The organism is Mesorhizobium ventifaucium, assembly GCF_935822925.1.
Lineage (GTDB): Bacteria > Pseudomonadota > Alphaproteobacteria > Rhizobiales > Rhizobiaceae > Mesorhizobium > Mesorhizobium ventifaucium.
The window spans coordinates 215,534-235,302 of the sequence record NZ_CAKXZS010000001.1 but is presented as its reverse complement, the minus strand read 5'-3'; the positions used below and the strand labels follow the sequence as shown (position 1 = coordinate 235,302).

Annotated in this window: 12 protein-coding genes and 7 pseudogenes; 11 read left to right on the top strand and 8 right to left on the bottom strand. The window is 59.6% G+C overall.

Annotated features, from left to right (window positions below):
• Positions 1-316: 316 nt before the first annotated feature.
• Positions 317-1,054 (top strand): annotated as a pseudogene (locus NMG70_RS01085) (transposase); the annotation flags it as partial.
• 6 nt (positions 1,055-1,060) lie between these two features.
• Here the strand turns inward: NMG70_RS01085 and NMG70_RS01080 are convergent.
• The gene (locus tag NMG70_RS01080; RefSeq protein WP_254022808.1) at positions 1,061-1,792 is read right to left on the bottom strand and encodes an aspartate/glutamate racemase family protein; all 732 of its coding nucleotides are present in this window, start codon (positions 1,790-1,792) and stop codon (positions 1,061-1,063) included.
• A gap of 137 nt (positions 1,793-1,929) precedes the next feature.
• The gene (locus tag NMG70_RS01075) at positions 1,930-3,108 is read right to left on the bottom strand and encodes a M24 family metallopeptidase (RefSeq protein WP_254022807.1); all 1,179 of its coding nucleotides are present in this window, start codon (positions 3,106-3,108) and stop codon (positions 1,930-1,932) included.
• A 1,033-nt stretch (positions 3,109-4,141) separates the two neighbouring features.
• Between NMG70_RS01075 and NMG70_RS01070 the strand changes: the two genes are divergently transcribed.
• The 5 genes from NMG70_RS01070 to NMG70_RS01050 all read left to right on the top strand — a co-directional run bounded on the left by NMG70_RS01070 (position 4,142) and on the right by NMG70_RS01050 (position 9,299).
• A complete protein-coding gene (locus tag NMG70_RS01070) occupies positions 4,142-5,185 on the top strand; it encodes an NAD(P)-dependent oxidoreductase (protein WP_254022806.1) in 1,044 nt (347 codons plus the stop codon).
• Positions 5,186-5,351: 166 nt separating this feature from the next.
• Positions 5,352-6,404, top strand: a complete 1,053-nt coding sequence (locus tag NMG70_RS01065) for an ABC transporter substrate-binding protein (RefSeq protein ID WP_254022805.1) — start codon at positions 5,352-5,354, stop codon at positions 6,402-6,404.
• A gap of 86 nt (positions 6,405-6,490) precedes the next feature.
• Positions 6,491-7,372 carry an ABC transporter permease gene (locus NMG70_RS01060; protein WP_254022804.1) on the top strand — a complete coding sequence of 294 codons (882 nt, stop codon included), beginning with the start codon at positions 6,491-6,493 and terminating at the stop codon, positions 7,370-7,372.
• Complete coding sequence (locus tag NMG70_RS01055; RefSeq protein ID WP_254022803.1) at positions 7,362-8,162, top strand: ABC transporter permease; 801 nt, start codon at positions 7,362-7,364, stop codon at positions 8,160-8,162. Before NMG70_RS01060 ends, NMG70_RS01055 begins: the two co-directional genes overlap by 11 nt.
• A 21-nt stretch (positions 8,163-8,183) precedes the next feature.
• A complete protein-coding gene (locus tag NMG70_RS01050) occupies positions 8,184-9,299 on the top strand; it encodes an ABC transporter ATP-binding protein (RefSeq protein ID WP_254022802.1) in 1,116 nt (371 codons plus the stop codon).
• On the opposite strand, the gene NMG70_RS32790 is transcribed toward NMG70_RS01050, so the two are convergent.
• Both NMG70_RS32790 and NMG70_RS01045 read right to left on the bottom strand, forming a co-directional pair.
• The gene (locus NMG70_RS32790) at positions 9,271-9,957 is read right to left on the bottom strand and encodes an RNA-dependent RNA polymerase family protein (RefSeq protein ID WP_367185475.1); all 687 of its coding nucleotides are present in this window, start codon (positions 9,955-9,957) and stop codon (positions 9,271-9,273) included. The two genes, NMG70_RS01050 and NMG70_RS32790, sit on opposite strands and share 29 nt — an antisense overlap.
• Positions 9,958-10,108: 151 nt before the next feature.
• Entirely contained in the window at positions 10,109-10,534 is a 426-nt protein-coding gene (locus NMG70_RS01045) for a reverse transcriptase domain-containing protein (protein ID WP_254022801.1), read from the bottom strand.
• 838 nt (positions 10,535-11,372) lie between these two features.
• Between NMG70_RS01045 and NMG70_RS01040 the strand changes: the two are divergent.
• Positions 11,373-12,006, top strand: a pseudogene (locus tag NMG70_RS01040) (tyrosine-type recombinase/integrase).
• Positions 12,003-12,407: pseudogene (locus NMG70_RS01035) on the top strand (IS91 family transposase); the annotation flags it as partial. The pseudogenes NMG70_RS01040 and NMG70_RS01035, both read left to right, overlap by 4 nt.
• A gap of 42 nt (positions 12,408-12,449) precedes the next feature.
• Here NMG70_RS01035 and NMG70_RS01030 read toward each other — a convergent pair.
• Positions 12,450-12,947 carry an Lrp/AsnC family transcriptional regulator gene (locus tag NMG70_RS01030; RefSeq protein WP_254022800.1) on the bottom strand — a complete coding sequence of 166 codons (498 nt, stop codon included), beginning with the start codon at positions 12,945-12,947 and terminating at the stop codon, positions 12,450-12,452.
• Between the two features lie 507 nt (positions 12,948-13,454).
• On the opposite strand from NMG70_RS01030, the gene NMG70_RS01025 reads away from it, so the two are divergent.
• The 3 genes and pseudogenes from NMG70_RS01025 to NMG70_RS01015 all read left to right on the top strand — a co-directional run.
• Positions 13,455-15,953: a GcvT family protein gene (locus NMG70_RS01025; protein ID WP_254022799.1), complete on the top strand. Its 2,499-nt coding sequence runs from the start codon at positions 13,455-13,457 to the stop codon at positions 15,951-15,953.
• 50 nt (positions 15,954-16,003) lie between these two features.
• Entirely contained in the window at positions 16,004-16,867 is an 864-nt protein-coding gene (gene purU, locus NMG70_RS01020) for a formyltetrahydrofolate deformylase (RefSeq protein ID WP_254022798.1), read from the top strand.
• 29 nt (positions 16,868-16,896) lie between these two features.
• Positions 16,897-17,505: pseudogene (locus NMG70_RS01015) on the top strand (IS256 family transposase); the annotation flags it as partial.
• Between the two features lie 38 nt (positions 17,506-17,543).
• On the opposite strand, the pseudogene NMG70_RS01010 reads toward NMG70_RS01015, so the two are convergent.
• The 3 pseudogenes from NMG70_RS01010 to NMG70_RS01000 all read right to left on the bottom strand — a co-directional run.
• Positions 17,544-17,742: pseudogene (locus NMG70_RS01010) on the bottom strand (IS630 transposase-related protein); the annotation flags it as partial.
• A 410-nt stretch (positions 17,743-18,152) separates the two neighbouring features.
• A pseudogene (locus NMG70_RS01005) lies at positions 18,153-18,983 on the bottom strand (IS91 family transposase); the annotation flags it as partial.
• Positions 18,968-19,666: pseudogene (locus NMG70_RS01000) on the bottom strand (tyrosine-type recombinase/integrase); the annotation flags it as partial. The pseudogenes NMG70_RS01000 and NMG70_RS01005, both read right to left, overlap by 16 nt.
• Between the last annotated feature and the right edge of the window lie 103 nt (positions 19,667-19,769).

Here is a 19,769-nt window from a genome sequence, read left to right as displayed (position 1 = left end):
GGTCCACCGAATAGCCAATACCGTCAGGGCCTTGCCTGTCCGCGTCGACGACACTGAACTCCTGTGCTGCTATGGGTCAAATACAGTTTTACTATCCTTGCGATCTAGCAACGAGATGGAATGCAAGCTGGCACGCCGGCCGCCAGCGCACCTGGGGAGCCCCGCGTTTATAGCCCGCGCTACACTCGACCGGTCGAGCGCGGCGCCGTGGTCGCGAAAGCAAGCGAAGAATCCAAGTCGATGGGATCTCACGAACGCCCTACCGAGGACATAGCTTTGTTGCTCAACGACCTGCTTGATTTAGACGGCTGACACCGAAGCTGCCTGGCTATGGAGACGTGAATGGCGAACTCGCCGTCTCGACGCCACCTACGTGAAGGTCCGGGCGGGAGGATCGTCAGCCATGCCGTGATAATCGCCGTGGCGATGACTTACGACGGCAGGCCCGAGGTGCTGGGAGTCGTCGCCGGCCAACCCGAGATGTTCTGGACCGACTTCCTGCGGTCTCTCACCCACCGCATCCCGCGTGGCGTCACATGTCATAGCCGACGACGACAAGGCTGCGCGCCGGCGTCCAACGGGTCTTCAACCAGACGTGCGGCATTCACCGGATGCGCAACGCGTCCGCCCATGCGCCAAAACTAAGCAGCGCATGGCAGTTGCCGCGATGCTGAAAACGATCTTCGCACAGGAAACGAAGGCCGGTGCCGAAACGCAATGGGAAAGCTGTGGCCGATGCGCTGCTCGGGAAGCAACCTAATCTCGGCACCCTCATGGGCGCCTCCCGCGATGACGTGCTGGCCATGACCTTTCTGCGCGAGCACTGGGAGCAGATCGCATCCACGAAGCCGCTCGAACGGGTTAACCGTGAGTTCACTCGACGAGCCGAGCCAATGGCATCTTTCCCAATGATGACACCATCGTCCACCTCATGGGGCGCTGATGTTTGGAGACCTACGACAGATGGGTTGTGGCATGGCGCCACGTGAGCCGTGAAACGCTCGCCCGCATCACCGACAATCCCACCACCAGGCTGCCCGTCGCGTCCGCCTGATCAGCCTCAAACCTCTCCCAGGGTCGGCGCTCTCACACCATCCCTCGGGTCGTGACCACGGTCCGCGCTCATGCTGTAAAGCATGGTGGCGAGCGTGGTGACATCAGCGACATGAAGTCCGGTATCCTTGCGTACGCCATCGGCCGCCAGCGGGAAGGCTGTGCATTCGAAGACGAATGCCCCGATGTCGGGGTTGACGTCGAAAAGCTTTCTGGCTGCCGCCCTGACATCTCTGATGAGAACCGCCACGTCGATGTTCGGCGCAGGCTTAGCAAATTCGTACCACAGTTCGCTTCCCTCGATTCCGCCTACTGCCACGCTGATATCTTTTGAAGACCAGCCTGCGCAGGCATAGTGGTTCTCCGTCAGCTTGGGCGCGTCGTAAGTGAGAAGGCCTATTTTCGAACCCGGCCTCAACGTCCTCGCGACGAACGGCACCAGCAGCAGGCTCGACATCGCGACCGGAATCGAGACCGCTTGGGCCACTGCCGCCTGGTAGAGGCCTGTAAAGCCGCAGTTCGAGACAATGGCGGACACCCCCTGGCGCTCCAACTCCCGCGCGGCAGCTACATAACCGGCTTCTACGGACGTGTCCCCGTCGATGACGTTGCGGGTGAATGCCCCCGGAACCTGCCTGCGTTTAACCGGAAACGGAAACGTACCCGGTCCGGCCATGAAGCCCGCATGCTCGACGGGTTTTGTCTCCAATTCAAGAATACCCAGAACCTTGTCTGTCATAGAACCTTGCCCTTTTCCTTCCATCACCATACGGGGTTGAGGTGCCGAAGTGCCGGGCACCTCGCCGCCCGAAGGAGCGACACCTATCCGGCTGCCCTGTTCACTTCGCAACTCATCGTGGATCGTGTCGGCTGAGGCTATTTGACGATGAGCGTCCGTGGGGTGTGGGTCAATGGCTCGCACCCCTTCTCCGTGATGGCAAAGGGCTGCGTGATGGTGACGGACTGATCACCGAGCCAGAGGCCCGTCATCATGTGAAAGCACATTCCCGGCTGGAGAACCGTCTTCTCTTCCCTGCGTATGCTTGCGGTGCGTTCGGCGACTGTCGGCGGATATCCGATACCGAGCGGGTAGCCGATCCGCTGATCTTTCTCGATCCCGTTCCGCGCTAGCACCTTGTGAAAAGCGGCAAAAACTTCGGAACAAGCTTGGCCGGGGCGCACGCTATCAAGTCCGGCGTTCAACGCCTCGATGGCGATGTCCGCGAGCTTCACATAGTCTATAGACGGCTTCCCAAGGTATAGCGTACGGCTCACGTTGATCTGATAGCGTCGGCGTGTACCATGGATCTCAAAGTTGATGACCGTGTTGTTGGACAGCGGCTTGTCCGTCCAGGTTGAGTGGGGCGCAAGGGCCCGCTCGCCTATGCAAAGATGCACGACAGAAGAGTTATAGGTTCCCCCGAACTCAGGGGTGCCGGAAATCTCTTGATGATACGCGGCTGCCGCCAGATCGCACTCCCGCACGCCCGGCTCAGCCGTCTCGATGACGCGCTTGATGACGGCATCACCGATGAGGCCAGCCTGGCGCATGAATACAAGTTCGGCAGGACTCTTCACCAGGCGAATCCAGTTGACCAGGAGGTCGGCGTCTTCGAACCGGGCCTGCGGGAGCGCCTTGACCAGATCCGCGTGGGCACGTGCGGAATAATAGTAGCCGCCCATCTCGACGCCGATGACAGCCTTCTCACTGCCGAGTTCCTGGACGATTTTTGCAATAAACTCGTACGCAGACCGCTCGGTGGAGTTCACGTAGCTATCAGGAAAGCCCCGAATGCTGTCGTCAGAAAGGTAGGTCGTGATCCTCGAAGAGGCTGCGTCCATACCGCGAGTGATCATGATCGGCTCATCGCGGTCCAGAGCCACAATTGCCATCTGCGGCGTATAGAATGAGTAGGCGTCGTATCCGGTGAGATAGTTTTGATTTGGCGGCTCCGAAATGAGAAGAATATCTAGCCCCCGCTTTGACATCTCGGCCTTAACCGCGGCGAGTCGGGTGGCGTATTCCGCCCGTTCGAAGTGAAGAATTCTTTCCATATTTCGGTTCCCCTATTCTAGCCAAGGTTTCCCGCCTGCCTGGTGGCGGCGGTGTTGCGATTATGTTGAGCGCTTGGCTGCACCATGCGGCAGTCTCTGCAGGCTTGGCCCTCGCGACGCGGCTTGCTCGAGCCGAGCATAGAGCTGCCGGCCCGCATAAAAACTGCGTATAAGGCGCCCATAGAGCCGCGGTTCTCGAGTTGGGCAGATGGCGTGCAGCAAATGTGCGAACGCCAGGATCGAGGCGATTTTCTTGAAACGTCGAGAAAGAATGTCACGAGGGTGTCTGGTCCACCTGACCCGACCTGTGACCGCGGATCGCGCGGTCAAATCTCGCTCCCTCCGGGAGCAGATTCTCGGCGAAGAAGCAGTCTTCAGGTTTGAAGATTCGCGAACTCCCATCTTGAAGCGCGATCTCCATCTGGTCTTGGAGGACCACCCCCAAAGGGGGCGATCCGAATTGTGCAAATCGAAGGTGAAGCCGAACGGCCTGTAGCGGAACGGAAGCCTTGCACGGAGCAAGGCGCGTCTTTTTCATCTGCGGAGTTCCCTCGGAAAGGTTCAAGCTTTCTTCACGAAAGCGGCTTCGTCCGCTTTCGTGAGTGTAGAGAATGGTTTCAGTCAGACGCTTCATTGCTTTAGGCCCCACGATGTCCCTGGGACCGGCTACTGGCAAGCCGGAGCAGCTGACTCATCTGTGGCGGGTTTAATCACGCCTCCGATTGTAGCAAAGTCCCTTGCTGGAAAGGCGTGGCACTTGAAACGCGGGATTCGAAATCCTGCGCCAAAATCTCGATAGGATGCGAAATTTTTTACTAGTTGCCGGGATCCCTTCGGGCCCCGCGAGGCGGGAACCGCGTGCCGCGTTTCCCAACGGAATCCTTCAACAACCATGCTGGCAACGCAGTCTTTCTGCTGCGGCAGGCCGTCTTTCAGTCGAAACCGCACCCCCGTATTGAATACTATTCGAGGAGGTGGGGTGCGGCTGGACGCAAGTCGAGAGCTGGGCACCGCCCAAAGGCGGTCAACTATCATGAACACGGGTGAAATGAAGGTTTTATGTTTGTGGCATGCCACACAGCAGGAAATCGAGAATATCAAGACGGCGATGCCGGCGGGAACCGAAGTGGCCGCGCCAGAGCCCGCGGACTACCTGTCCCGCTATGAGACCACTTACGCCGATCTCGAGCGCCACGCCAGCGACGCAGACGCCTTCATCGGATGGACGGTGCCCACCGGCATCCTCGAAATCGCTGAGAAGCTGAAGATCCTGTCATGGCTGCATGTGGGCGTTGATGACCTAAGGCAGATGGGTGCCTTTTCGCTGATCGCGAAACGCAAGGCGAAGCTTGCCAATATCGCTGGGGCGAATGCTATCGCTATTGCAGAGCAGGGCATTATGCTGATGCTCGCTCTCGCGAAGAATGCCATCATCAAACATCAGATGGCAGTCGACGGTCGTTCTTCGTTTCCCGTTTGGGGGGATGAAAGCCGGTCGGCGATGTTGCACGAACGCACGGTAGCGGTGATTGGCGTCGGCCGCATCGGCGGCCGTGTCGCAAAGCACGCCAACGCGTTCGACATGAACGTCCTGGGGGTACGTCGAAACAAGGAGCAGAAAGCGGAAAACGTTGATACTATGTACGGACCGGAGGAGCTGCAGGCCGTTTTGGCACAATGCGATTATGTGGTCCTTGCCGCCCCAAATACCAGAGAAACAACTGGCCTCTTCGGTAAAGCCGAACTGGCAGCCATGAAGCCGAATGCGTTCTTGGTCAACGTTGGTCGGGCGGCTACGATTCAAGAAAAGCCGCTTTATGAAGCGCTTACCTCAGGGCGCTTGCGCGGTTTCGGCACGGATGTTTGGTGGCGGTATGAGTTCGGCAGAACGTTTCCGATCGGATGGGGCTCTCGGCTCGATATTCAGAGGCTACCGAACGTTATTTGCTCGGCTCGCGCAGCCCATAACGCGGATGATGTGCTGGAGCGGTCTATCGAATGGGGCATCCAGAACCTTGTCGAATTCGCAGCAGGGCAGCAGCTGACACTTGGGGTAAATCTGGAAGAGGGCTACTAGGTTTAAGCATACGCGAGCGCTGGTCGATAATTGGGAACTATACCAGAGCAGCAATTCGAGTTCCACTTGCTTCGCCCCGCTGTCTGCTCGGTACGCGATGGGCACGTCAATTGCCTTGACGCGGGTCAACGTGTGGGGGAACAATTAACCATAAGGAGAATGGGAAATGATAAGACGCACATTCCTGAAACTCGCCACCGCGACTGCGATGAGCGCGCTGGCTGCGCCTTACGTCCATGCCCAGGACAAGAAGTTCGCGGGCGTTACCCTTCGCGTGGGCGGATGGGGTGGTTTGTACGATGAAACTATCAAGAAATACGTCGCAGCACCCCTCGAGGAACGGACCGGACTGAAGGTCGAAATGACTGCAGGAACTCAATCTGCAGACCTCGTCAAGATGGTGGCGAACAGGGAAAACCCTCCGTATGATATTTACCAAGCCGACAGTGCGTACATGGTGGAGGCGCTGAAGGCCGACTTCATTCGGGAGATCAAGGAGTCCGACGTTCCAAACATCAAGCGGATCCTCCCTGGGTTCCGCGAGTACGACGAATATGGTGTCCCTTACAGCGTGTTCACTTACATCCCTGTCTTCAACTCGGAACAGCTAGAGAAGCCGATCACAACGTATACCGATCTCGCCCGCCCTGATCTTGAAGGTAAGATAACCCTTCCTGCCGCCACGTTTGATACGAACTGCCTATATCTCTTGGGAATGGCTGAAGAGAACGGCGGTTCGATTTCTAACATGGAGCCAGCGTTCAAGCTGCTCGAGAAGGCGAAGGACAACATCGTTGCGCTTGGGCAGAGCACCGTTGCGATGATTCAGATGTTCGAAAATGGAGAAGTTGCCGCCGGTGTTATGTCGGATGCGCGGGGATATGAAATGCGGGCAAAGGGGCTGCCGATCGTGAGCGTCATGCCACCACAGGGTATCTACGGCGCCACGTCCTACATGAACATCCCCAAGAACGCGAAGAACCCTGAGGCAGCTCTCGCGTTTCTCGAGCAAATGCTGTCTGACGAAGGCATGCTGGGTCTCCCGCGCTCAATGCGGCTTGGCGTGACCACGGACGTCAAGCTGCCGGAGGATATCGCCAAGGATATGACATTCAATTCGCTCGAACGGCTTGCCCTGAAGAAGAACGTCGATTGGGAGAAGTGGATGGCTGACCGCAGCTCGCGGATCGAGCGCATCAATAAAATCCTCCGTGGCTGAAGCCGTTGCCATTAGGTGCGGGGCAGCGCGCATCCGCGACGCGCGGTCCAAAGGGGCACCTCGATTGATTCCTTCAGGGAAACGTCATGAACCCACCACTCGAGCGAAACCGCAAATTTACAGCAGCACTTTTATTGGCGCCTATGGTCCTGCTTCTTCTGGGATTCCTGGTGGTGCCAGTGGCGGGCGTACTGCGGTCCAGCTTCTTGGACGGAGACTATCTTCTTGAAGGCACAGGATTTACCGTTGGGCACTACCTGCGCTTCTTCTCGGACTCATACTATTCATCGATCCTCTGGGAGACTTTCGTCGACGGGGTCATCGTCAGCCTTATTTGCTTGGTGGTCGGCTTCCCCACCGGCTATTCTCTTGCGCGCTTGCCACCTCTCGCACGTCGTTGGCGTACCATCATCGTCATTTTACCTTTGACGCTGAGCCTAGTCGTCATTGTATTCGGGTGGCTGATCATCCTGGGCCGAAATGGGCTTCTGAACTCGGTCCTTTTCAATCTCGGGATCATCTCTTCCCCGAAGACTCTCCTGTTTACGCGACCTGCCGTTATTCTTGTTTTGGTCCAGCAGTTCCTGCCCTTCATGATCCTGTCGGTCCTGAGTGTGGTGACCCAGATTGATCCTGTCCTTGAACAAGCGGCATCCAACCTGAGGGCAAACAGGCTGGTGACATTCCGCCGGGTCATCATCCCGCTCGCAACCCCGGGCATTCTGGTCGGATGCAATCTTGTGTTTGTGCTTTCCATTTCAGCGTTCATCACCCCGCGACTCATCGGCGGCAATCGTGTACCCATGCTGGGGAGTCTGATCTACGAACGCATCATGTCGGAATTCAACTGGCCGTCCGGTGCAGCCATGGCCTTTATTCTTTTCGTAGCCGGTCTCGGCTTTACCGCGGCGTTCAACGCACTGGCCGCATCGCGCCTCGTCATGGGAGGGCGTCTCCATGCGAGATGATTTCAGCGACAACGTCATGAAGATGGCCGGCGCGGTTGTACGTGCAGTGGTCTACACCATGCTCGCGTTGCCTGCTGTATTGGTCATTATCTCGTCCTTCACCAGCGGGACATCGATGAATTTTCCTCCGCCGGGATTCTCTCTCCAATGGTACCAGCGCGCCTTCGAGAGCGAACCATTCATGAAGGCTCTTTGGACCAGCACCTACGTTGCGGTGATTGTATCCTTTCTGGCGCTGATAATCGGATTCGCTGCCGCGTTTGCGATCAACCGGTTTTCCTTCCCCGGCAAAGGGCTGCTTCAAGGACTTGCATTCTCGCCGCTTGTCGTCCCCGCCGTGGTTCTTGGTATTGGACTCTTGTATTTGTTTGCCTGGATGCACCTCACGCAGACGATGCTGCCGCTGCTCGTCGGCCACCTTGTCCTCGCGATCCCTTATGTCGTCAGGACCGTGCTCGCCAGTCTTTCTCTGCATAACCGCGTGCTTGAGGAAGCCGCGATGAACCTGCGCGCGACACCGTTCCAGGTGATCAGGCGGATTACGCTGCCTCTCATTCTGCCGGGTTTGTTGTCGGCCGCGATCTTTGCCTTTGTGACGTCGTTCGGAAACGTCACGGTTTCGGTCTTCCTCACTTATGGGGGCAACGTCACATTGCCGGTCCAGCTCTTCACCTACGTGGACGCGAGCTATGACCCGCTCGTCGCAGCCGTGTCGAGCATCATGATTTTTGTCACCTTGGCGGTCATTCTAACAATCGAGCATTTGATCGGCGCCGAACGGCTCGCCTAACAAGAACAAGAGGTAAAATCTGTGTCGAGCAATCATGGAAACGGCCTACACGGCGAGCGCGACTACGTCGTAGAACTGCAATCCGTGTCGCGGCATTATGGTGAGTCAATCGCCGTTGCCGATGTCTCGCTTGGGATGGCGCGGGGAGAACTGGTCTGCCTGCTGGGGCCGTCCGGCTGCGGCAAAACGACGACCCTCCGCATGGTGGCCGGCTTTGTGAAACCCACTTCGGGAACTGTTCGCATCAACAACCAAGACATGACGCACCAGCCGCCCTACCGGCGCGACACCGGCATGGTTTTCCAAAGTTATGCGCTGTTTCCGCACATGACCGTGGCCGAAAACATTGCCTTCGGCCTTGAAAATCTTAAGTGGAACCGGGTTGACCGGGAGAAACGGGTAAGAGAGATGCTTCGACTGGTCGAGCTTCCTCACCTTGCGGAGCGCCTCCCGACGCAGCTGTCCGGTGGACAACAGCAACGCATTGCGCTTGCCCGTGCGCTCGCCATGCGGCCCGCAGTCCTTCTGCTCGACGAACCGTTTTCTAATCTGGATGCCCAGCTGAGAGTGCGAATGCGAGAAGAGCTGCGGGAAGTCATCCGAGGTGTCGACGTTACCACCCTCTTCGTGACCCACGACCAGGAGGAGGCACTGACGATGTCCGACCGTATCGTTGTGATGAATACTGGAAGGATTGAACAGATAGGGACGCCGGGGGACATCTACGAGAGTCCCGAAAGTACCTTTGTTGCGAAGTTTATCGGCTGGTGTTCGGTCGTTGAGGGCGCCGTCGACGCAACGGGAACCTTCGTTTCAAAATCGGCGTTGAAAGTTCCGGGAAACTGGCAACCGGGTCCCGCAAACGCCATCGTGCGGCCCGAGCACGTGCATCTTGCTGCTGACGGGCCTCAAGGGCTGGTCAGGGAAGCCAGGGTCCTCGAGTCCCATTACTACGGCGGAGCCACGCGGGTCGTTCTCGACGTTGGCGGCGAACAGCTTATGATGCACGAGCGGTTCCCGTTCGGTCGTCATCCCAAGCCAGGCGAGCCCCTGAACATCACGCTTAACACGGACGAAATCCGTGTCGTGTCGTCGTCGTCACAAACGTTCACTGATTTAAAGCGTGTCGCCATTTAAGGGATTGCAGATTCGGGATAGGGGGACGCCTCGCGACGCCCCCCTCCCACACCACCGGGCATACGGGTCCGTACCACGGCGGTTCGATCGGATTAAGCTTGGGCAGAGACATGGAGCCGAGGGAGGCCGAGAGACTCGAAGTAATGGTTGCGCAGGGCCTGTTGGACCGCCGGTGTCCTGACATGCGCCAGAATCCCGTCGGCGAACCGGCTGCAGCCGCAGCACTGAACTTTGGGACGCCACGATGGCGCAGTTCCTTGAAGCGGTTGTGCCCGTTCCCGCATTGCCGCCAGAGATACATGCGTAGTCTTCGGCGGATCCACGCTTCCAAGTTCGTAAGCACCCGTGGGGTCTGGCAGAAGCGAAGTAACCGCGCCATTCGATGAGGTATGGCTTCAGCTCCTTGATCAACTGCGGCAGACTGATCCCCGGTCCGGCGTGTCATGTCCCGGATCAGCGTCTTGAATTTGTCGAGGGCCTTCGGCGCGATGCGCCGCTCGCTCCCGTCATTCGAGATGCTGAACCCGAGGAACTTCCGCTCCTCCGGTCGCGCCACCGCGCTCTTCGCCTCGTTGACCTTCAGCCGCAGCTTCTTGGTCAGGAACCGGCCTATGGAAGCCACGACCCGTTCGCCGGCGCGGCGGCTGCGAACATAGATGTTGCAGTCGTCCGCGTAACGGCAGAAGCGGAGACCACGTCGGGCCAGTTTCCCTGTCGAGGTCGTCGAGCAGGAGGTTGCTTAGGATGGGCGAGAGCGGACCGCCTTGCGGGGGTCCCTTCGTCCACCGGACGGACCAAGCCATCCTCCATCACCCCGCATTGAGGAATGCTCGGATGAGTTTGAGCACACGCTTGTCGGACACCCTCGCGGCAACGCGCGCCATCAGGCTATCATGATTAACCCGGTCGAAAAATCTTTCGAGGTCCAGGTCAACCACGCAGCTGAAACCCTCGGCAATGTAGCATTGCGCTTGGGCTACTGCCTGATGGGCAGAGCGTCCCGGGCGGAAGCCGTAGCTGTGCTCCGAGAACGTCGGGTCCCACTGCTCTTGGAGGACCTGCCGCAGGGCTTGCTGGATCAGTCTGTCGACGACGCAAGGTACGCCGAGTTTTCTGACCCCGCCGTCCGGCTTGGGGATTTTGACCGACTGCGGCTGATAGGTTTCCTCGATCAATCGAGACCGAATGCTTGGCCAGTGCTCACGCAGGTAGCCCTTGGCGTCGTCGATGGTCATCCCATCCACGCCTGGACCGCCCTTGTTGCTTCGAACGCGTTTCCACGCTGTTTCCAGATTCTCTCGGCTACATACCGTCTGCATTAGCTGTTCTGTCCAAGCCGGGCTTTCGGGTGCCGACTTCGCCACGAGTGGTTCGGCCCCTTGGTGACCGCTGACAGGGGCTTCACCCCGGTCCCTCGTTCCAGGACTGGGTCTTCTGCCGCTTTCCACTCATGAGTTGCCAGTCCTACTTGCCACTTCCAATCGTTCGGGCCTTCGGTCATCGTTTCCGGCTCGGCCTATCCGTTTGCTCCGCCTTTCGGCCTTGGAGTGCCTCACTAGCCTTGCCGACAGCATCACCTACTACGCCCTCTGCTGACTCCTGCATCACGGTCAGGTCACCTTGCGGTTCCCTCAGTTCCGAAGTCGGAACATGACGCAGGCCTCCCCAGGTAAATTCAATCGCCTTCCCCGCGCACCTGCCGGATCTACAGCCCTGCCCTTGATGGATATGGACTTCGCGACACGTTGCCCGCTCGTCCGGCCAGGGATGCCTCACATCCGGTTTCTGTTCGTCAGGTCGCGGTTTTGCTCCACGCTTCCTTCAGACACCACCTCGCGATAATGTCCTTGCGCTTCGCTAAGCCTTCACCTCCATCAGGTTGGTTAAGGGACTTTCACCCCCAAGCGGTTGAACATGCTGGGCACACAACGAAGCCGCTAACGCGGCAGATGGTGGGTCGGTTTGCAGATGAGGCTTCTGTTTTGAAGGATTGCGGCTGTTGAAGCGCAATCTTGTGAACAGGAGTATGAGACGACCGAGTTGAGCCCGCTTCGCCGGCGCAAGATCGAGGACATGACGATCCGCAATCTGTCGCCGGCCACGCAATGATCCTGTGTACACGCGGTGGCGTGACGCTGGCCATGCCGAAATTCCGGAACGGATCGTCTTCGCCCGCGCGCCGCGCATGATGCCGGTGGTCTCGGCACCGACGAGGATGTCCGCTTTCTTGAGGCGGCCCCGAGCCTGAAGACGCGCACCGCCTTGACGACGGCCAATGCCGCGGGCCTTCGCGCTTCGGAGACCGTCGGGCTGAAGGTCGGGGACATCGATAGCGAACTCGGCGTCATCCGGGTCGAGCACGGCAAAGGCGGCAAGGACCGCACCGTGATGCTGTTGGCGCCGCTTCTGGCGGCTGGCTAAGCCGCAGGGCTGGCTGTTTCCGGGCCGGGAGGCAAATCGACCCATCGACGTTCAGGTATCTTACTCGGCCGCCGCCATCGACAAGCGCGCGACGGTCCACACGCTTCAGGCACAGCTTCGCCACGCATTGCTGGAGAACGGCACCGACATTCGCATCATCCAGGTGCTGCTTGGCCACAATAATCTGTCTTCGACGGCGCTCTACACCAAGGTCTCGAACGGCCTCATCCGGCGCACGACAAGCCCGCTCGACCGGTTGAACATCGAAGTCGTGCCGTCGGGCTGACGGCGAGACTGGAGGTGGCGGATATCTTCCGCCGCCATGGCGAGGCTATCGGCGGGCTCATTACGGTCATCTCGGAAGCCTCGAGCGCCGCACGATGAGCCCATCGAACTGTGCCGGACCGCCGAACTGGGCGGCCATGTCGAGGGCTGCCGGTCCTGCGGGGCGATCCGCGTGGCCTACAATTCCTGTCGCAACCGGCATTGCCCCAAGTGCCAAGGAAAGGCCCGCCGGGAATGGTTCGCAGCGCGGCAGGACGAGCTTCTGCCAGTTCCCTACTTCCAGGTGGTGTTCACGCTGCCGACCGAGATCGCCGCAATCGCCTTCCAAAACAAAGCGGTATGTACACGATCCTGTTCAAGGCGGCCGCTGAGACGCTGCACACTATCGCCGCAGATCCCAAATTAAACGCGACACGCTTTAGTGACGTCGGGGCATCGCCGCCCTCAGTCCTCCTCCGGGTGATCGATCGGCACGGCAAATCCGGCCTTGACCCGGTCTACCACGACCATCGTTTTGACGCTCTTAATGTGCGGATTCTCGTAGAAGAAGCGGCGCGTATATTGCTCATAATCTTCCATGCTCCGAGCAGTGATGTAGAGGAGGAAATCCGCTTCGCCGGTGATGTAGAAGCCGGTGGCAATCTCGGAAGAAGACTTGATGTCTCGCTTGAACTTGTCGATGATGTCGGCACGCTCCCGCTCCAGAGTGACCAGAACCAACATCTGGATCGGTCTACCAATTGCCTTTGCGGATACGATTGAGACGTCGGCTTCAATAATGCCTTCGGCACGCAAGCGCTTCAGCCGACGCTGGCAGGCGGTTGCCGACAGCCCGACATGTTCGCCGATCGCATCGGAAGTAAGGCGGTTGTTCTTCTGCACAAGCGCCAAAATACGCGCATCGATTCGGTCATACTGTTTGACAGGCTCACGATAGGCCACGGCGGAAAACCTCGCAAAATGCTCTCTAGATGCAGGAATCTGTCACCAAAGGCCCAGAATTCAATGTATTTAGTATCAAATGACGCCGTTGGGTTGCAAGTTTGATTGCGAAAAAAAATATGCGCCGCTGAGGTGCGGTGAATAATCTCAGGATGTGCGACGGATTGTCCCCGATCGTGACCACACCCACGCAGTTGCGAACGCCCCCGTGGTGAAATTCGTCGACTGGCCAATAAAGATGCAGAATTTCAGCCTGATATAACCGCCCTTCGGCGACATTCGACTCACGCCGCCTCGTACTCTGCAAGCCTATAGATAATCAAAAGGCGGGACTGTGAATGACAGCTCTGAGGAGCCGACCCCACCCTTCCGGGGTGGCCACGTGGCCAAACGGTTTTTGGCGCCGGGCGATCATCCTGCCAGTTGCAGATTAGCTGACAGTCACTGTCCTCACTTTGCGATGCAGCGGAGGTGAGGTCGCACGCCCTCATTTCTGAGTCCCGAAAAATGCAGAACAAACTTCCTTCCCATATTGAATACGTGATTATCGGCGGCGGCATCATCGGCCTGTCGATTGCCTATCATTTGACCCGCCTTGGGCACCGCGATGTGCTCCTGCTCGAGCGCGACCAGCTTACGTGTGGCACAACCTGGCATGCCGCCGGTCTGGTCACTCAGCTGCGGGCCAACGAAAACATGGCAAAGCTGGCACAGTATTCGGCGGAGTTGTTCCGCGATCTGGAGCAACTGACTGGGCAACCAACCGGGTTCCGGCAGAGCGGCTCCATCACAATCGCCGCGACGAACGCTCGCATTGAAGAGCTCAGACGGGGGTCATCTATGGGCCGATCGTTCGGCCTAGACGTTGAGATGATTGATGCAGCCGAGGCAAAGCGACGAGTGCCCCTGTTGGACGTTAGCGACGTCTTGGGCGCCGCCTGGATTGCGTCTGACGGTATGACCAACCCGATCGACACCGCACGGGCGTTCGCCGCCGGTGCGCGGCAGGGCGGGGCGAACATCCTGGAACGAACGCCCGTGAACCGCATCATGGTTGACAAGGGTTGCCTCGTCGGCGTCGAGACAGCTGAGGGCCTTGTTCGCACCGAAAAGGCAGTCATCTGCACGGGACTGTGGAGTCGCAATGTCGCTGCGGATCTCAACTGGACGGTGCCGCTATATGCCGCAGAACATTTTTACGTGGTGACGGAGGCCGTTCCAGGTCTGCCTGCCGATTTACCCACGATCCGTGATATGGACGCCGCGGTCTACGCCAAGCCAGATGCCGGCAAGCTGCTGTTCGGCTTCTTCGAATCTCGTGCGAAGCCATGGGGCATGGACGGCGTTCCGCGCAATTTCAGTTTCGAGTCCCTGCCCGAGGATTTCGACCATATCGAACCTTACCTAGCAGCCGCCATCGAACGTATACCCATTCTAGCCGACGTGGGACTGCAGCTGAACTTCAATGGGCCGGAGAGCTTCACACCTGATAACCGATTCCTGCTCGGACCGGCGCCGGATATCGCAGGTCTTTATGTCGCCACAGGCTTCAATTCATGCGGCATCGAATCCTCGGGCGGCGCTGGCAAGGTCATGGCCGAGTGGATGTCGACGGGCATGCCCGCAGGCGACTATTGGGAAATGGACGTGCGACGCGCCATGCCATTCCAGCGGAACCGCCGCTATCTCTACGATCGCACGACTGAGGCAGTGGGGAATCTCTGGAACCTGCACTGGCCGCACAAATCCCCGAAAACCGCCCGTAACGTACGGGTTTCACCGCTGCACGACCGGCTTTCCCGAGCAGGCGCAAATTTCGGCGAAGTCGCTGGCTGGGAGCGTGTGCAGTGGTTCGGCGAGCCCGGTTCGCAACCGGTCACACACGCCACCTTCGGCAAGGATGAATGGTTCCGGCAGAGTGGAGTGGAACACGCGGCGGCGCGGTCGGACGTTGCTTTGTTCGACCAGACATCCTTCGCCCACTTGCTTGTCCAGGGCCGGGACGCCCTGACCTTATTGCAGCGGCTCTCAAGCAATGATGTCGACGTGCCGATTGGGCGCATCGTGTATACTCCTTGGCTGAACGCGCGTGGCGGGATGGAGTCCGACGTCACCATCTGCAGGACCGGCGACGAAGAATACCTGGTCGTCACCGCGGCCGTGCAGCGTATCCGCGATCTGGCGTGGCTTAGGCTCAACTCCAAGGAAGCCGGACACGTAACAATTGCAGACGTGTCTTCAGGCTATGTCACCCTGTCGGTCATGGGCCCGCGTTCGCGCGAACTGCTTTCACGCATCAGTCCCGCCGATTACTCGGATGACGCCTTCCCTTTCGCCACGGCTCGCGAAATTGAGATCGGCTATGGCCTGGCGCTGGCTTTTCGAATGACCTTCGTCGGGGAGCTTGGCTGGGAGCTCCACATTCCGGCTGAACAGGCACTCGGCATCTATGACGCCATTGTGGCGGCGGGCGATGATCTCAACCTTCGCCAAGCCGGATACATCGCGCTGAACACACTCCGCCTCGAGGCCGGATATCGCGACTGGGGCTCTGACGTGAGCGACGAGGATACGCCGCTTGAATCAGGGCTCGGTTTCACCGTCGCTTGGGACAAGAAGTCGGATTTCATCGGCCGCGCTGCGCTCGAGAATCAGCGTGGACAGACCCCGCGTCGGCGAGTTGTTCAATTTGCCGTTCCCGGGAACGCCCCCCTCATGTTCGGAACGGAACCTGTTTGGCGTGATGGCACTCTCGTAGGTTACCTACGTTCCGCCGGCTTCGGGCACACTATCGGCTGTGGCGTTGGCATGGGCTATCTCAACGCGGCGTCTGGCGTGAGTGCCCAGTGGCTCAAGGACGGAGAGTTCGAGGTCGAGATCGGTGGCTTCCGACATGCCGCTGTGGCATCCCTTCGGCCGTTCTACGACGCCGGTAGGACGCGCGTCAAAGGCGAGCGCCTCGATCTTGACAGCCTTGTCGCACCAGAACTGCGCGCCTGGCGCTGAAGCGCGGCGTGTCCTCAAATCAGATACGACCTGCCAGGAGCTGCCAGTCGATGACTGCCACGTCCATGATCCTTACACTCGCCTGCCCTGATCAGCCTGGCATCGTGTCGGCGGTCTCAGGTGTCCTTTTCGAGGCCGGTTGCAACATCCTGGATGCGCAGCAGTTTGATGATGTCGAGACGGGGCGCTTTTTCATGCGCGTGGTCTTCGCGCGTCTTGTACTTGCGAGGCCCGAGGGGGAGATCGCCTGGATTGTCGGGGAGCTCGCCGGGCGCCTGGGAATGACCTTTACCCTTCGTCCAGCCTCCTCCGTGAGCCGCGTCATGCTGCTAGTTTCCAAATTCGATCACTGCTTGGCAGACCTGCTCTACCGATCGCGCACGGGCGAACTGCCGATGGAAGTCACTGCGATCGTTTCCAACCACGGCCGCGAACACCTTGCGTCGACCGACCTCACCGGCATACCTTTCCACCACCTGCCGATCAGCACGCAAAGCAAGATAGAACAGGAAGCTCGCATCTGGGATCTCTTTCAGGAGACCAGCACGGATCTTGTAGTCCTGGCGCGATATATGCAGATTTTGTCAGACGGGCTTTCGGAGAAGCTCGCGGGCCGGTGCATCAACATCCACCACTCGTTCCTGCCCGGATTCAAAGGCGCGAAGCCTTACCATCAGGCACACGAGCGGGGCGTCAAGCTGATCGGGGCGACGGCGCACTACGTAACGTCGGACCTCGACGAGGGACCGATCATTGAGCAGGACGTCGAACGCATCTCGCATAAGGACACACCTGAAGACCTTATCCGCAAGGGGCGTGACATTGAGCGGCGGGTCCTGGCCCGGGCAATGCGCTACCATCTGGAGGATAGAGTGGTCCTCAACGGAAAGAAGACGGTCGTATTCTCAACTTGAGCGTCCTCCGCAGCCCAGCGGAGTGGGAGTGGAACAAGCGGGACGAGGGCGCCAAGTTCTGGCTGCGCGTCATGAACGAACTGAAGAGCCGTGGCGTCGCCGACGTCCTGATCGCCGTCGTCGACGGCCTGAAGGGCTTCCCCGAGGCGATCAACGCCGTCTTCCCCCAGACCGTGGTCCAAACCTGCATCGTGCACCTGATCCGTCATTCGCTGGAGTTCGTGTCGTGGAAGGATCGCAAGTCCGTCGTGCCGGCGCTGCGCGCGATCTACCGGGCAAAGGATGCAGAAGCCGGCATGAAGGCCTTGGAGGAATTCGAGGCCGGCTACTGGGGCCAGCGGTATCCGGCGATCACCCAGAGCTGGCGGCGCAACTGGCAACACGTGGTACCGTTCTTCGCCTTCCCCGAAAGCGTGCGCCGGATCATCTACACCACGAACGCGATCGAGGCGCTGAACTCCAAATTGCGCCGCGCCGTCCGCACCCGGGGACACTTCCCGAGTGACGATGCGGCCATGAAGCTGCTATATCTGGTGCTGAACCATGCGGCCGAGGAATGGAAACGACCGCCGCGCGAGTGGTTCGAGGCCAAGACCCAGTTCGCCGTCGTCTTCGGCGAGAGGTTCGTCAGCCAATGACGAAATCGGCCTCGCGCACAGAATTCTTGACAGTCCCCGTGCGGCTCCAGAACGCGTTTGCGATGGCCACCCATCTTTCCCGGCGCTACCGAGCCGGTCGCACAATAACGTTGCGACCATTTCACCACAGAAGAGACCGCAACGCCAAAGCGCGACGCAACCGTGCGGCTGCCTCTCACCCGCAACAACCGCCGCAACAACACGCTCACGAAGATCATTGGAATAGGCTCGTGTCATCAATGCTGGCCTCCTTCCAGCCAGCATCTTGAATCACAAACCAAACCCAAGGGAATCTGGAGGCTTCTGTGAGGTCCGCATGCTCAACGCAGCACACCCGCTAGTCTTCGGACCTCATTGCAAGCCGGATTGAACGAAGCCGCGGGAGGTCTGGCGCTATGGGGATTGTAGCCTGGAGGAGCGGTCGGGATCGTCTTCGCCATGCTGATGAAGAGCGTTCACGATGCGGCCATAGCGAAGGATTGCACGGTGGAAGGCGGAACCGGGATGGTGCGAGCCGTCGGATAGGCTGCAGTGCCTTCTATCGCCGGGCTGTCTGCTTGCGGCTTTGTGTGGCGGGACAAGGATCGGGGTGCCGGCGCGCATGGCGACGGGTACCGTACCGGGTGATGTGGACGCACCCGGCGTGGTCATGAGGTGTCGCTCCAGAAGGGGCGCGGCGGCGCCTGGCCGCACCGCCAGATGGCGAGCGTGATCATTGGCTCTCCGCAGCTTGGGCAGCGATGCGCCACCGCAAGGCGCTCGGCGGCGACAGCGGCGCTTTCGGCATCCGGTTCGAGCTCGTTCTGCTGCGAACCGGCCAGCAGCCTGTGGCACAGGTCGAGCTTGGCGGCGCGATTACCGTTGGCGAGGAAGCCGTAGTGGCGGATGCGATGGAAACCATCGGGCAGTGTGTGCAGGAGAAAGCGACGGATGAACTCGTGCGCGTCGAGCGTCATGATCTTCGTCTTGCCGCGATGGCGATAGTCCCGCCAGCGGAACGCGACCCGATCGTCGGCCGTGCTGATCAGTCGGGAATTGGCGATGGCGACGCGATGGGTGTAGCGGCCGAGATAGGCCAGCACCTGCTTCGGCCCGCCGAAGGGCGGCTTGGCGTAGACGACCCATTGACGGCGACGGGCCTCGGCGAGCAAGCAGACAAAGGCATCAGGCTTTGCCAGGTAGGCGAGATCGCCGAAGAAGCCCAGCCGACCCTCATCATAGGCTGCTCGGAGTTCCTCCAGAAAGAGACGGCGGAACAGGCGCGACAGCACGCGCACGGGCAGGAAGAACCTGGCCGGCAGGTGACCCATCGCCCTCCATCGAGGGAGATGCCGCCGCCCGGGACGATGCAATGGAGGTGGGGATGATAGGTGAGGTTCTGGCCCCAGCTGTGCAGCACCGCGATGAGACCGAATCCCGGCGCCGAGATGTCTGGGATCTGCGGCGATCGTGCGCAGCGTCGCAAATGCGTGGCGAAGCTGTGCCTGAGCGTGTGGACCGTCACGCGCTTGTCGATGGCGGCGGCCGCAGGCGCCGAGCGGCAGGCCGAGTACAATACCTGAACGTCGATGGGTCGATTTGCATCCCGGCTTGGAAACAGCCAGCCCTGCGGCTTCGCCAGCCGCCAGTAGACCCGCAGGATGCGCAAAAGCTGCGCCGACAGCATCACCGTGCGGTCCTTGCCGCCCTTGCCGTGCTCGATCCGGATCACGCCGCGTCCGCTGTCGATGTCGCCGACCTTCAGTCCGACAGTCTCCGAAGCGCGAAGCCCCGCGGCATAGGCCGTCGTCAGGGCGGTGCGCGTCTTCAGGCTCGGCACCGCCTCGAGAAAGCGGACAATCTCGTCAGCGCTGAGAACCACCGGCAGCGTGCGTGGCGCGCGCGCATAGGCGATTCGCTCAGGGATCTCGGCGTGACCCAACAACACGCCGTAAAAGAACCGCAGTGCGCACACCGTCTGGTTCAGCGCCGGCCACGAGATTCCAGTCGAGACCAGATGCACCTGGAAGGCGCGAACCAGGTCAAGCCGGTCCGGAGATCGGCCACAGTAGCGGGAGAACTTCGCTACCGCGTGCACGTAGGATCGTTGCGTGGCCGGCGACAGATTGCGGATCGTCATGTCCTCGATCATGCGCCGGCGAAGCGGGCTCAACTCGGCCATCTCATTGCTCCTGTTCTCAAGGTTGTGCTTCAACAGCAGCAATCCTTCAAAACAGAAGCGTCATTCGCAAACCGGTGCACCAAATGCCGCGTCAGCGGCTTCG

What these genes read in the sequence shown, in the direction of transcription:
- NMG70_RS01045 (WP_254022801.1), bottom strand. Translation starts at nt 10,534, where the DNA reads ATGACCATCGACGACGCCAAGGGCTACCTGCGTGAGCACTGGCCAAGC.
- NMG70_RS01075 (WP_254022807.1), bottom strand. Translation starts at nt 3,108, where the DNA reads ATGGAAAGAATTCTTCACTTCGAACGGGCGGAATACGCCACCCGACTC.
- NMG70_RS01060 (WP_254022804.1), top strand. Translation starts at nt 6,491, where the DNA reads ATGAACCCACCACTCGAGCGAAACCGCAAATTTACAGCAGCACTTTTA.
- NMG70_RS01025 (WP_254022799.1), top strand. Translation starts at nt 13,455, where the DNA reads ATGCAGAACAAACTTCCTTCCCATATTGAATACGTGATTATCGGCGGC.
- NMG70_RS01080 (WP_254022808.1), bottom strand. Translation starts at nt 1,792, where the DNA reads ATGACAGACAAGGTTCTGGGTATTCTTGAATTGGAGACAAAACCCGTC.
- NMG70_RS01055 (WP_254022803.1), top strand. Translation starts at nt 7,362, where the DNA reads ATGCGAGATGATTTCAGCGACAACGTCATGAAGATGGCCGGCGCGGTT.
- NMG70_RS01065 (WP_254022805.1), top strand. Translation starts at nt 5,352, where the DNA reads ATGATAAGACGCACATTCCTGAAACTCGCCACCGCGACTGCGATGAGC.
- purU (WP_254022798.1), top strand. Translation starts at nt 16,004, where the DNA reads ATGACTGCCACGTCCATGATCCTTACACTCGCCTGCCCTGATCAGCCT.
- NMG70_RS01070 (WP_254022806.1), top strand. Translation starts at nt 4,142, where the DNA reads ATGAACACGGGTGAAATGAAGGTTTTATGTTTGTGGCATGCCACACAG.